This is a genomic window from Arthrobacter sp. TE12232 (assembly GCF_054062615.1).
In genome coordinates this window covers 4,277,514-4,289,495 of record NZ_JBSSFK010000001.1, presented here as the reverse complement: position 1 = coordinate 4,289,495, position 11,982 = coordinate 4,277,514, and the positions used below count along the sequence as shown (strand labels likewise).

Here is an 11,982-nt window from a genome sequence, read left to right as displayed (position 1 = left end):
GCTCAGGGGCGACGCGAACGGCCGGACTGCTTAGACTCTTGCCATGACCGACCCCCGGCCGCCTCGGGCCGACCCGTGATGAGCCGCCGCGCGAGCCGCCGCTGGCAAGTGTCCTCGGCCCTGTGCGCCGCGCCCGTGGCCGTGGTGTCCGTGTTCCGGGCGGTCCCGGCGCCGTGGCCGTCGCCGGTGGTGCAGCTCGTGGCCTTCACGCCCTGGCTGGTGCTTCCGGCCGGGGCCGCCTTCCTGCTGGCGCTGCCGGGACGCCGTCCGTGGGCGGTCCTGCCCGCCGGCGCCTTGCTGGCCCTCCAGCTGCTCTGGCTGTTCCCGCCGGACCGGTTAGCGGACCGGCTCCTGGCTGCGCAGGCTGATCCACTGCAAGGCGGGCAGCAGGGCGCAGGGCAGGAAGCGGGCACGGGACAGCCGCCCGCCACCGAACTGAAGGTCATGACATTCAATGCGTGGAAGGGCCAGGCGGACGCCGCGGAGGTGGTGCGGCTGGTGCGCGAGAACGGCGTCGAGCTGCTTGCCGTCCAGGAACTCTCGCCCGCCCTGGAAAGACGGCTGGATGCCGAGGGGCTGGGCACGCTGCTTCCGCACCGGATCAGCCGGGCGGTCGAGGGCGCGGGAGGAGGCGGCGTGTACTCCTCCCGCCCGATCGCTCCGTTGGACTCCGTGGACGGTTCCGCTTTCCATATACCCACCGTGCGGATGGACCTTGGCCCGGCTCCGGCCGGGGACCCCAACGGACGGCCGGTCTCCCTCGACGTGACCAATGTGCACACCAAGGCTCCGGTGTGGGGCCGGGCCGGGCAGTGGCGGAGCGAACTCGCGGCTCTGGGGCGCGTCGCGGTCCGTCCGGGCAACGTGCTGCTGCTCGGCGACTTCAATGCCACCCTGGACCACGCCGAGTTCCGCCGGATGCTGGCGGGCGGCGAAGGCGGGGCCGGCCCCGCCGGCCCCCTCGTCGACGCCGGGGCCGCGGCCCTGGCCCGTCTGGTTCCGACCTGGCCGCAGGCCGGACCGCCCCTGCCGGGCGTGGTGATCGACCACGTCGTGACCAGCCCGCAGGTGCGCAGTTACGGCTATTCCGTGCTGCCCGTGGTCGGCTCGGACCATGCAGCAGTACTGGCCACACTGAGAGTCCCCGCCGGCGGCTGACCGCAGCACCGCCGCTGCCCGGGCAGCGCAGGCGCCCCGCAGCCCGGTGTCCTTCTCAGGCCTTGCGGATCACCTTGAAGTTGGAGGCCTGGGCTACCGGGCGGATCACGATCTCGTCCAGGTTGACGTGGTGCGGGACGGAGACGGCGTAGCGGACCACGTCCGCAACGTCTTCGGCGGAGAGCGGCTTCTCGACCCCGGCGTAGACCTTGGCGGCCGCGTCCTGGTCGCCGAGGCGGTTCAGTGCGAACTCTTCGGTGTAGACCATGCCGGGGGCCACCTCGATCACGCGAACGTTGTGCTCGGCCTCTTCGAGCCGCAGGGCGCCGGTCAGGGCGTGCTGGGCGAACTTGGCCGCGTTGTAGCCGCCGCCGCCCTCGTAGGCCGCGTATCCGGCGGTCGAGGTCAGGTTCAGCACGGTGCCTTCGCCGCAGGCCCGCAGCATGGGCAGGAACGCACGGATCAGCTTCATGCTGCCCAGCACGTTGACCTGGTACATCCATTCCCAGTCCCCGGTCTTGGCCTCGGCGACTTTGTCGGCGCCGCGGGCCCCGCCCGCGATGTTGACCAGGGTGTCGATGCCGCCGGCCCGGGTCACCTCGTCGAGGAGCCGGGCGACGTCGGCGTCGTCGGTCACGTCGGCCGGAAGCGCGACGGCGCCGGTCTCGGCAGCGAGCGCTTGGAGCCGGTCCGCGCGGCGGGCGACCGCGAACACTGTCCAGCCTTCCTTGCGGAGCGCCCGCACGGTGGCTTCGCCGATCCCGGTGCTGGCGCCGGTGACCACGGCTGCCTTGGCCGCTGTTGCCGGGGCTAGTTTTGCGTTGTTGTCGATTCCCTCAGTCATGGCACCACCCTAACGGCAATGCCGGGCTCAGTTCCCGCTGTGGCCGCCGTGCTGAAGGAACTCCTTGAGCACCCGGGCGTGGTTGGTCTCCGGGTCCCTCGCCCCGAACAGGAGCGTCACTTTCCCATGTTCCGCCGCCAAGGCGTACAGCGTCTGCACGGCCGGGTTGGTTTCGAGCTCGGCCTCGTAGGCCGCCCGGAACGCCGCAAACCGTTCCTGCATATGTCCGAACTCCGTGCGCAGCGGCGGGGAGGGCGCCACGTCCTTGAGCCAGAGGTCCAATCGGGCCCGTTCCCTGCTGACGCCCCGCGGCCAGAGCCGGTCCACCAAAACCCGGCAGCCGTCGTCGTCCGCGGGGGCGTCATAGACGCGCTTGATCACGAAGTTTCCGGCACCGCTTTCCGGAGAATTGTCCATTTGCGCATGCTACTGCAGGTCGGCGCTGCGGGCCGTGGAAGAATTGACCCATGGCTGAAGACAATCAGGGTACAGACACGCCCACCACCACCCCCATCAACGTTCCGGACAAGCCCGCCCTGGAGGGGCTGGAAGGCGCCCTGACCCGGCGCTGGCTTGACGAAGGGACCTACAAGTTCAACCCGGACACCACCCGGGAGCAGGTCTACTCGATCGACACTCCCCCGCCGACGGCGTCGGGTTCCCTCCACGTAGGACACATGTTCTCCTACACGCAGACCGACGTCCTGGCCCGCTACCAGCGCATGACCGGCAAGAATGTCTTCTACCCCATGGGCTGGGACGACAACGGCCTGCCCACCGAGCGCCGCGTGCAGAACTATTACGGCGTGCGCTGCGATCCGGCGATCTCCTACGACGCCGGCTACCGCCCCCCGGCCGAGCCCGCCAAGAACCAGCGCGACTTCGACGTCATCTCCCGCAGGAACTTCATCGAGCTGTGCGAGGAGCTCGCGGTCGAGGACGAGAAGGTCTTCGAGCACCTGTTCCAGACCCTGGGCCTGTCCGTGGACTGGAACTTGACCTACCGGACGATCGATGACAAGTCCCGCGCGATCTCCCAGCGGGCCTTTCTGGCCAACCTGAGTGCCGGCGACGCGTACATGGCCGAGGCGCCCACCCTGTGGGATGTCACCTTCCGCACCGCGGTGGCCCAGGCCGAGCTTGAGGACCGCGAAGTCGCGGGCGCCTACTACCGCTACCCGTTCTTCACCGCCGAGGGCGAGAAGATCTTCATCGAGACCACCCGCCCCGAGCTGCTGGCCGCGTGTGCCGCGCTGGTGGCGAATCCCGACGACGAGCGGTACCAGCCGCTGTTCGGCAAGAAGGTCACCTCTCCCCTGTTCGGCGTCGAGGTGGAGGTCAAGGCCCACCCGCTCGCGAAGGCGGACAAGGGCTCGGGCATCGCCATGGTCTGCACCTTCGGCGACCTCACCGACGTCACGTGGTGGCGCGAACTGCAGCTGCCCACCCGCGCGATCGTGGGCCGCGACGGCCGTATCATCGGCGAGACCCCGGAGTGGATCACCACCGAGGAAGGCCGCGCCAACTTCGCGGCAATCGCCGGCAAGACCGTCTTCAGCGCCAAGGAGGGCGTGGTGGAACTCCTGGCCGCCGCGGAACTGCTCGACGGCGAGCCCAAGAAAATCATGCACCCGGTGAACTTCTTCGAGAAGGGCGACAAGCCTCTTGAGGTCGTGACGTCCCGCCAGTGGTACATCCGCAACGGCGGCCGTGACGAGGACCGGCGCGAACGGCTGATCGGCCGAGGCAACGAAATCGAGTTCCACCCGTCCTTCATGCGCTCCCGCTACGAGAACTGGATTTCGGGGCTCAACGGCGACTGGCTCGTGTCCCGCCAGCGCTTCTTCGGTGTCCCGGTACCGGTCTGGTACCCGCTGGACGCCGACGGCAACCCCGACTACGACGCCCCGATCCTGCCCGCGGACGCGCAGCTGCCGGTGGATCCGGCCGCCGACGCCGCGCCCGGTTACGAGGAAGCCCAGCGCGACGTGCCGGGCGGCTTCACGGGCGACGCGGACGTCCTGGACACCTGGGCCACGTCCTCGCTGACCCCCCAGATTGTGGGCGGCTGGAGCACTGACGAGGCACTCTTCGCCAAGGTCTACCCGTTCGATGTGCGCCCGCAGGGTCACGACATCATCCGGACCTGGCTGTTCTCCTCCGCCGTGCGCGCCGACGCGCTGCAGAACACGGCGCCGTGGAAGCACGCAGCCATCTCCGGCTGGATCCTGGACCCGGACCGCAAGAAGATGTCCAAGTCCAAGGGCAACGTGATTGTTCCCACGGACGTGCTGGATGAATACGGCTCCGACGCTGTGCGCTATTGGGCCGCGTCCGCCCGGCTCGGTGCGGACACGGCGTACGAGATCGCCCAGATGAAGATCGGCCGCCGCCTGGCCATTAAGCTTCTGAACGCCTCCAAATTCGTCCTGAATCTGGGCGCCACGGAGGACTCGGTGGTTTCCGGCGACCTGTCCGTGCTGAGCAACCCCCTGGACCGCGCCGTCCTGGCCCAGCTCGCCGACGTCGTCCAGCAGGCCACGAAGGCGTTCGAGGGCTACGACTACGCCCGGGCCCTGCAGATCACGGAGAGCTTCTTCTGGAACTTCACCGACGACTACGTCGAGCTCATCAAGGACCGTGCCTACGGTGCCGCCGGCGAGGAGCAGCAGGCGTCGGTGCTGGCCGCCCTCGCGACGAGCCTGGACACCCTCCTGCGGCTCTTCGCCCCGTTCCTGCCGTTCGCCACGGAGGAAGTCTGGAGCTGGTGGCGCACCGGTTCCGTGCACCGCGCCCAGTGGCCGTCCGCAGTCGAGATCGACGGCGACACGAACCTCCTGGGGACGGTCGGCACCGCGCTCAGCGGCATCCGCAAGGCCAAGTCCGAGGCCAAGGTCAAGCAGCGCACCGAGGTGCTCTCTGCCGCCATCACGGCACCGGAGTCGATCATCACCCAGCTGAAGGCAGGCCTGGCCGACCTCAAGGCCGCGGCAAATGCGCGTGACATCTCGCTCGTGGCCGGCGACGGCGAGTTGGCCGTCAGCGGAGTCGTGCTGGCAGCTCCCGAGGAGCCCGCCCAGGCGTAGCGGCAGCGGCGTAGTCCAGCCAACCAGGACGAGGGCCCTCCGCCCGGCTCAGGCCGGGCGGAGGGCCCTCGCTGCGTTTGTCCTGGTTTGGCTTTCCTCAGACCTCGAAGGAGGTCTCGAAGTGGGTCAGGACCGGCGGGGCGGCCAGGAGTTCTCCCAGCCCGCTCGCGCCGTCGCCCGCGCGCCAGGTGCGATAGGCGGCGTCGTGTTCCAGCGACGCCCACTGTTCGACCACGAGAAAATGTGCCGGATCGTTGCTGTCGACGAGCACGTCGACGCCGAGGCAGCCGTCAAAGGCCCGTGTGTCAGTCAGAATTTCGCGGAGTACCGCCGGTGCTGTGGGCACGGCTTCCGGTTTAAGTTTCAAGTCAAGGTGGGCTGTGACGGGCATGGCGCTCCAATGTTCGCAGGTGGGCACAGGACACAACCGGGCCGGATGCCCGGAAATGACGGCACGGGGACCGCTGCCCCTACCTTGGAGGCAACAGCCAGGGCGCCGGGCATGTTCCCTCTGCCTTGTTTCTTCGGCGCTGGACCAGCGTCTTCTTCCGCGGCCAAACGCCCGAACGCCGGCTATACCGACCCCCTGCGAGAGGTCACCCGGTGCGGGTGAGGCGCCGCCCCTCCCCGGGGGCACAGAATGAAGCTGCGGCGGTCCGTCGGATCGCATACTACCCAAGGAGAAATGGAGGTCATACTCATGGCTGACACATTCGATGAACTGGGGCCGGTGGACTGGCTCGTCGTGGAGTTCCCGGGTCCCAACTTCGGCAATGGCCAGGTCGCCCCGTTCCTGGAGGACCTGGTCCAGCGCGACCTCATCAGGGTGCTCGACATGGTGTTCCTGAGGAAGACCGAGGACGGCACCCTCGAGACGGCGGAGATCTCCGACCTCGACCCGAGCGAGCTCGGCGAGGTGCGCACGGCCGAGGCCGACCTGGCCATGGTGCTCTCAGAGCAGGACGTCATGGACCTGGCCGAGACGATCGCGCCCGGCCACTCCGCCGCGGTGCTCGTCTGGGAGAACCAGTGGGCTGCCCCGTTCGGCACGGCCGTCCGCAAGGCCGGCGGCCAACTGGTGGCCAGCGGCCGGATCCCGACCCAAGCCGTCATCGCCGCCTTCCAGGCCGACGCCGACGCCGAAGCCGAGTCCTCCGAAGAAACGAAAGAAGGAGCCTGACATGCCACTGGCAGCACGACGCAGGCGCAGGACCGCCGCCGCCGTCGGCGGGGCCGTTGTGGTCGCCCACGGGATCAACCGTCGCGGTGACCGACGTGAGGACCGCCGTGATGACCGCGGCGACCGCCGGGAAGATCGCCGCGACCGCCGCGACTGACACCCGCAGGTGCGTATGACCCTTCCGGGGTCATGCGCACCGTACACGACAATCAAATTTTTTGGGCCCTGTTTTTGGGCAGCCCTTATTTTTGGGCAGCCCTTATTTTTGGGAAGCCCCTATTTTTGGGCAAAGGGGAAGCCCCATCAGCGTTAGCCGTTGGTGGGGCTTCGACTTTTCGATTGTCACGTGACGTCTTAGACAATCTGGCGGGATCCTTAGATTTCCAGGTCTTCCTACCTCGTCACTGGTAGCCATCATCTGACTTTGCCGAAGGCTGCGTCGGATAAGTGTCACTGGATCTTTGGTTCCTGCGTCCCTCTTCTTTCGAAGTGGGTAAGCTCTATTGTTCTCCTCGGCGCCGCCATGCACAAGAGGCCGGCAAGAATTACATCGCAGTAATTCTTGCCGGCCTCCGGAGGCTTGCCGTGGCGGCGGAGGGCTCAGTCGAAGACGGGGCTTTCGGTCCGGCTTCGCTTGATTTCGAAGAAGTACGGGAAGGATGCCAGGGTGACGGTGGCGTCCCAGAGGCGTCCGGCCTCTTCGCCGCGCGGGATGCGGGTCAGGACGGGGCCGAAGAACGCGGTGCCGTTGAAAGCTACTACCGGCGTGCCGACGTCCTGGCCCACCAGCGAGATGCCGGCCTCGTGGCTGGCGCGCAGCTGCGCATCGAATTCCTCCGACTGGCCCGCCGCGGCGAGTTCGGCCGGCAGTCCGGCCTCGGCCAGGGACTTGGCGATGACCTCGTCGATGTCTTTGATGCCTTCGTTGTGGATCTTCGTGCCCATGGCGTCGTAGAGGGGCTTGATGTACTCGGCACCGTGCTCCTCGGCGGCGGCCGTGATGACGCGGACGGGGGCCCACGCCTTCGCCAGGAACTCCTTGTACTGCTCGGGCAGTTCCTCTCGGCCCGGGTTCAGCACGGCGAGGCTCATCACATGCCACTCGGTCTTGATGTCGCGGACGTCTTCCACTTCGCCGATCCAGCGCGACGTGACCCAGGCGAAGGGGCACATCGGGTCGAACCAGAAATCGGCCTTATTGGGAGCGGTTTCAGACACAGGCGGTCTCCTCAGGAAAGTCTTCGGGGCATGGCGCACTCAGGGCGCACCAATGACGTGTAGCGATGAACTAAGCGGATTTATTCCGGCGCTTGGCCACGACGTCGTGGGCGATCATCGTGGGCTGCGACTTCTTGGCCACCACATCGGCCGTGATCACGACGCTGGCGATGTCGTCGCGGCTGGGGAGGTCGAACATGACCGGAAGCAGCACTTCCTCCATGATGGCCCGGAGCCCGCGGGCCCCCGTGCCGCGTTCCAGCGCCTGGTCCGCGATCAGGTTCAGGGCCTCTTCGTCGAAGATCAGCTCCACCCCGTCGAGCTGGAACATCTTCTGGTACTGCTTGACGAGAGCATTCTTCGGAGTCGACAGGATCTGGATGAGCGCTGCACGGTCCAGGTTCGACACCGTCGTGATGACGGGCAGCCGGCCGATGAATTCGGGGATCAGGCCGAACTTGAGCAGATCCTCGGGCATGACCTCGCCGTAGGAATCCGTGGTGTTCTTGACCTCGTTCAGCGGGGCGCCGAAGCCGATGCCCTTGCGTCCGGAGCGTGAGCCGATAATGTCCTCGAGACCCGCGAAAGCACCTGCCACGATGAACAGCACGTTGGTGGTGTCGATCTGGATGAACTCCTGGTGCGGGTGCTTGCGTCCGCCCTGCGGCGGGACCGAGGCGACGGTACCCTCGAGAATCTTCAGGAGCGCCTGCTGCACGCCCTCGCCCGAGACGTCCCGGGTGATGGACGGGTTTTCGCTCTTGCGCGAGATCTTGTCGATCTCATCGATGTAGATGATGCCCTGCTCGGCCTTCTTGACGTCATAGTCGGCGGCCTGAATGAGCTTGAGGAGGATGTTCTCGACGTCCTCGCCGACATAGCCGGCCTCGGTCAGGGCCGTGGCGTCGGCCACCGCGAACGGGACGTTCAGGCGGCGTGCCAGGGTCTGAGCCAGGTACGTCTTGCCGCAGCCAGTGGGGCCGATCAGGAGGATGTTGGACTTGGCGATCTCGACGTCGTCGTGGTGCACGCCGTCGGCGAGGCTGCCGCTCTTCGGCGCGTGGCCGGCCTGGATCCGCTTGTAATGGTTGTAGACCGCGACGGCGAGCGAGCGCTTGGCGGGTTCCTGTCCGATCACATATTCCTGCAGGAAATCAAAGATCTCGCGGGGCTTGGGCAGTTCGAAACTGCCCAGGTCAGCTACTTCCGCGAGTTCTTCTTCGATGATCTCGTTGCAGAGTTCGATGCACTCGTCGCAGATGTAGACGCCGGGCCCGGCAATGAGCTTGCGAACCTGCTTCTGGCTCTTTCCGCAGAAAGAACACTTCAGCAGATCAGTGCTCTCGCCAATCCGAGCCATGTGTGAACCCCTTTAGTAGCTTGCTGCTGGCTGTGACATGTTCCACTCTAGGTCACTTTGGGCCTGTTGGGTGGAATGCGGACGCCGGTGCGGCCATGTGAAGGTGCCGCACCGGCGTCGCGTTGTGTTGATTAGCGCGTGATGGCCTGGGGCTTGATCTTGCGGGAATCCAGCACCTGGTCAATGAGGCCGTACTGCATGGCCTCGGCGGCGGTGAGGATCTTGTCCCGCTCGATGTCGTTGTTGACCTGTTCCGGCGTCCGGCCGGAGTGCTTGGCCAGCGTGTCCTCGAGCCAGGAGCGCATGCGCATGACCTCGGCGGCCTGGATCTCCAGGTCTGAGGCCTGCCCACCCTGCCCGCCGGAGAGCGACGGCTGGTGGATCAGGACCCGGGCGTTCGGCAGCGCGAGGCGCTTGCCCGGCGTGCCGGCGGCGAGGAGCACGGCGGCGGCACTGGCTGCCTGGCCCAGGCAGACGGTCTGGATCTCGGGCCGGATGTACGTCATCGTGTCATAGATCGCGGTCATGGCGGTGAAGGAACCGCCCGGGGAGTTGATGTAGAGCGTGATGTCGCGGTCCGGGTCAGTGGACTCGAGGACCAGGAGCTGGGCCATCACGTCGTCCGCCGAGGCGTCGTCGACCTGGACGCCCAGGAAGATGATGCGGTCCTCGAACAGCTTGGTGTACGGGTCCTGGCGCTTGAAGCCGTAAGGGGTGCGCTCTTCGAACTGCGGCAGCACGTAGCGGCTGCCCGGCAGGTTACCGGCAGTCGAACCGAAGTTGTAGTTCATGTTCATTGCTCCTGAATTCATTGCTGTCTACGTGCCGGTCAGTTCTCGGTGGCTGTCGCAGCGCCGCCGCCGTTGCCGGAGCCATTGGCGTTGGTTCCGCCGCCGCCGGCCACGGAACCTGCGTGCGCGGCGATCTTGTCGAAGAAGCCGTATTCCAGGGCTTCCGGGGCCGTGAACCACTTGTCGCGGTCGTTGTCCTTGAGGATGGTGTCCACGGTCTGGCCGGTCTGGTCTGCGGTCAGCTCGGCCATGACCTTCTTCATGTGCAGGATCAGCTCAGCCTGGATCTTGATGTCCGACGCCGTGCCGCCGATGCCGCCGGAGGGCTGGTGCATGAGGATGCGGGCGTTGGGGGTCGCATAGCGCTTGCCCTTCGTGCCGGAGGAGAGCAGGAACTGGCCCATGGATGCGGCCAGGCCGGTGGCCACGGTGACAACATCGTTCGGGATGAACTGCATGGTGTCATAGATGGCCATGCCGGCGGTGACGGAGCCGCCGGGAGAGTTGATGTAGAGGTAGATGTCCTTTTCAGGGTTCTCCGCCGAGAGCAGCAGGAGCTGCGAGCAGATCGCGTTGGCGTTCTCGTCGCGGACCTCGGAGCCGAGCCAGATGATGCGCTCTTTCAGCAGGCGGTTGTAAATGTAGTTATCCTGGGCTGCCGGATCGACCGTGGCCATCCGGGGTGCCCCTGCGTGCTGTGACATATGTACTTACCTCTCGCTGGCGACGGTGACGTCACTGAACGACATCACTGAACTTTCCTACATGGACACTAACGGTTTTCACTGCCCGTTTGTGCGCAGGCGCAGGGCTGTTCGCTGACGGCGCACGATTGCCGGGAGCCTGCCAGCCGGGTCCCGGGGACTTAAAACAGACGGCCCCCGGATCGATGATCCGGGGGCCGTCAGCGGCAATGCTAGAACTTCACTGCTGCGGGGTCGTCGCTCGGCGTGGCGTCGGTGGCAGCTGCTTCCTCGGAAGCTTCTTCCTCAACGGACTCAGCGGCCGGGGCAGCTTCGTCGCCGGGGCGGACGAAGTCGCTCAGGTCAACCTTGTTGCCTTCGGAGTCGGTGACCTCGGCCTGGCCCAGGACGACGGCCAGAGCCTTGCGGCGGCGGACCTCGGACACCATCATGGGGACCTGGCCGCTCTGATCGATGATCTGGGCGAACTGGTTCGGGTCCATGCCGTACTGGCTGGCGGTGGTGACGATGTAGTCGATCAGCTCGTTCTGGCTGACGTTGACTTCTTCCTTTTCGGCGATGGCGTCAAGGATGATCTCGTTCTGGAAAGCGCGCTCGGTGTTGGCCTTGACCTCGGCGCGGTGCTCCTCGGTGTCGTGCTCGCCTTCACCGTGGGCGTTTTCGGCGTTGAAGTGCTGCTCGAGCTGCTCTTCGACGATCGATTCCGGGACGGGAACCGCAACGAGCTCAACGAGCTTGTCCAGGACCTTGTCGCGGGCCTCGACGCCCTGCTCCACAACCTTGGACTCGGCAGCCTGCTTGGCGAGGTCCTCGCGGAGCTCCGCCAGGGTGTCGAATTCGCTGGCCAGCTGGGCGAAGTCGTCGTCGGCGACGGGGAGCTCGCGCTCCTTGACGGCCTTGACCGTGACCTTGACCTGGGCGGACTCGCCAGCGTGCTCGCCACCCACCAGGGTGGTGTCGAAGATGGCGTCCTCGTCGGCGCTGAGGCCCGTGACGGCCTCGTCGAGGCCTTCAAGCATGGTGCCGGCGCCAACCTGGTAGGACAGGCCTGCTGCGGAGTCAACCTCGGCGCCGTCAATCGAGGCGGCGATGTCGATCGTCAGGAAATCCTTGTCCGCGGCCGGGCGGTCGACGGTCTTCAGGGTGCCGAAGCGGCCGCGGAGCTCGTCCAGGGCCTTGTCGACGTCGGCGTCGGACGACTCGGCGGCGGCGACCTCAACCTTGATGCCGGCGTAGTCGGGCAGTTCGATCTCGGGGCGGATGTCAACCTCTGCGTGGAACTTGAGCTCACCATCGGTGGCGGACGGGTCCGGAACCTCGGTGATTTCGACCTCGGGACGGCTCAGGGGGCGGATGCCCGTTTCCTGCACGGCAGCCTGGTACCAGCCGTTGAGGCCTTCGTTGATGGCCGTCTCCAGGACGTAGCCGCGGCCAACGCGCTGGTCAATGAGCTTGGAGGGGACCTTGCCCTTGCGGAAACCGGGGACCTGGATCTGCGAAGCAACAGTCTTGTATGCCTCTGCGATGCTGGGCTTCAATTCCTCAAAGGGGACCTCAACATTGAGCTTGACCCGCGTGGGGGTGAGGTTCTCGACAGCGCTCTTCACAGTCTAAGTACTCCTGGTGTGGGGGAATGGGGTT

The 11,982-nt window shown here is 66.4% G+C and carries 12 protein-coding genes; 4 read left to right on the top strand and 8 right to left on the bottom strand.

From position 1 onward, the window contains the following. Window positions 1–78: 78 nt before the first annotated feature. The gene (locus ACVWZ7_RS19230; RefSeq protein WP_456508767.1) at window positions 79–1,158 is read left to right on the top strand and encodes an endonuclease/exonuclease/phosphatase family protein; all 1,080 of its coding nucleotides are present in this window, start codon (window positions 79–81) and stop codon (window positions 1,156–1,158) included. A gap of 55 nt (window positions 1,159–1,213) precedes the next feature. Here the strand turns inward: ACVWZ7_RS19230 and ACVWZ7_RS19225 are convergent, their stop codons facing one another. Further along, complete coding sequence (locus tag ACVWZ7_RS19225) at window positions 1,214–2,002, bottom strand: SDR family oxidoreductase (RefSeq protein WP_456508766.1); 789 nt, start codon at window positions 2,000–2,002, stop codon at window positions 1,214–1,216. 27 nt (window positions 2,003–2,029) lie between these two features. Continuing rightward, on the bottom strand, window positions 2,030–2,419 hold the full coding sequence (locus ACVWZ7_RS19220; protein ID WP_456508765.1) for a DUF488 domain-containing protein: 390 nt from the start codon (window positions 2,417–2,419) through the stop codon (window positions 2,030–2,032). A gap of 50 nt (window positions 2,420–2,469) precedes the next feature. On the opposite strand from ACVWZ7_RS19220, the gene valS reads away from it, so the two are divergent. Further along, window positions 2,470–5,088 (top strand): valine--tRNA ligase, encoded by a 2,619-nt coding sequence (gene valS, locus ACVWZ7_RS19215; protein ID WP_344366237.1) that lies wholly within the window; start codon window positions 2,470–2,472, stop codon window positions 5,086–5,088. Between the two features lie 97 nt (window positions 5,089–5,185). Here the strand turns inward: valS and ACVWZ7_RS19210 are convergent, their stop codons facing one another. Beyond that, a complete protein-coding gene (locus tag ACVWZ7_RS19210; protein WP_116768438.1) occupies window positions 5,186–5,479 on the bottom strand; it encodes a putative quinol monooxygenase in 294 nt (97 codons plus the stop codon). Between the two features lie 309 nt (window positions 5,480–5,788). Between ACVWZ7_RS19210 and ACVWZ7_RS19205 the strand changes: the two genes are divergently transcribed. Both ACVWZ7_RS19205 and ACVWZ7_RS19200 read left to right on the top strand, forming a co-directional pair. Continuing rightward, complete coding sequence (locus tag ACVWZ7_RS19205) at window positions 5,789–6,268, top strand: DUF6325 family protein (protein WP_344366243.1); 480 nt, start codon at window positions 5,789–5,791, stop codon at window positions 6,266–6,268. A 1-nt stretch (window position 6,269) separates the two neighbouring features. Further along, a complete protein-coding gene (locus ACVWZ7_RS19200) occupies window positions 6,270–6,425 on the top strand; it encodes a hypothetical protein (protein WP_167467810.1) in 156 nt (51 codons plus the stop codon). 443 nt (window positions 6,426–6,868) lie between these two features. Here the strand turns inward: ACVWZ7_RS19200 and ACVWZ7_RS19195 are convergent, their stop codons facing one another. The 5 genes from ACVWZ7_RS19195 to tig form a co-directional block, all read right to left on the bottom strand. Beyond that, entirely contained in the window at window positions 6,869–7,486 is a 618-nt protein-coding gene (locus tag ACVWZ7_RS19195) for a mycothiol-dependent nitroreductase Rv2466c family protein (RefSeq protein WP_456508764.1), read from the bottom strand. Window positions 7,487–7,556: 70 nt separating this feature from the next. Then, window positions 7,557–8,846, bottom strand: coding sequence for an ATP-dependent Clp protease ATP-binding subunit ClpX (gene clpX / locus ACVWZ7_RS19190; RefSeq protein WP_091253704.1), 1,290 nt, complete (start codon window positions 8,844–8,846; stop codon window positions 7,557–7,559). A 131-nt stretch (window positions 8,847–8,977) separates the two neighbouring features. Then, window positions 8,978–9,637, bottom strand: a complete 660-nt coding sequence (locus tag ACVWZ7_RS19185; RefSeq protein ID WP_116768458.1) for an ATP-dependent Clp protease proteolytic subunit — start codon at window positions 9,635–9,637, stop codon at window positions 8,978–8,980. Between the two features lie 38 nt (window positions 9,638–9,675). Beyond that, window positions 9,676–10,314 carry an ATP-dependent Clp protease proteolytic subunit gene (locus tag ACVWZ7_RS19180; RefSeq protein ID WP_116768441.1) on the bottom strand — a complete coding sequence of 213 codons (639 nt, stop codon included), beginning with the start codon at window positions 10,312–10,314 and terminating at the stop codon, window positions 9,676–9,678. Window positions 10,315–10,553: 239 nt separating this feature from the next. After that, window positions 10,554–11,948: a trigger factor gene (gene tig, locus ACVWZ7_RS19175; protein ID WP_456508763.1), complete on the bottom strand. Its 1,395-nt coding sequence runs from the start codon at window positions 11,946–11,948 to the stop codon at window positions 10,554–10,556. Window positions 11,949–11,982: the final 34 nt, after the last annotated feature.

What these genes read in the sequence shown, in the direction of transcription:
- ACVWZ7_RS19225 (WP_456508766.1), bottom strand. Translation starts at nt 2,002, where the DNA reads ATGACTGAGGGAATCGACAACAACGCAAAACTAGCCCCGGCAACAGCG.
- ACVWZ7_RS19200 (WP_167467810.1), top strand. Translation starts at nt 6,270, where the DNA reads ATGCCACTGGCAGCACGACGCAGGCGCAGGACCGCCGCCGCCGTCGGC.
- ACVWZ7_RS19220 (WP_456508765.1), bottom strand. Translation starts at nt 2,419, where the DNA reads ATGGACAATTCTCCGGAAAGCGGTGCCGGAAACTTCGTGATCAAGCGC.
- clpX (WP_091253704.1), bottom strand. Translation starts at nt 8,846, where the DNA reads ATGGCTCGGATTGGCGAGAGCACTGATCTGCTGAAGTGTTCTTTCTGC.
- ACVWZ7_RS19210 (WP_116768438.1), bottom strand. Translation starts at nt 5,479, where the DNA reads ATGCCCGTCACAGCCCACCTTGACTTGAAACTTAAACCGGAAGCCGTG.
- ACVWZ7_RS19205 (WP_344366243.1), top strand. Translation starts at nt 5,789, where the DNA reads ATGGCTGACACATTCGATGAACTGGGGCCGGTGGACTGGCTCGTCGTG.
- ACVWZ7_RS19180 (WP_116768441.1), bottom strand. Translation starts at nt 10,314, where the DNA reads ATGGCCACGGTCGATCCGGCAGCCCAGGATAACTACATTTACAACCGC.
- ACVWZ7_RS19230 (WP_456508767.1), top strand. Translation starts at nt 79, where the DNA reads ATGAGCCGCCGCGCGAGCCGCCGCTGGCAAGTGTCCTCGGCCCTGTGC.
- valS (WP_344366237.1), top strand. Translation starts at nt 2,470, where the DNA reads ATGGCTGAAGACAATCAGGGTACAGACACGCCCACCACCACCCCCATC.
- ACVWZ7_RS19185 (WP_116768458.1), bottom strand. Translation starts at nt 9,637, where the DNA reads ATGAACTACAACTTCGGTTCGACTGCCGGTAACCTGCCGGGCAGCCGC.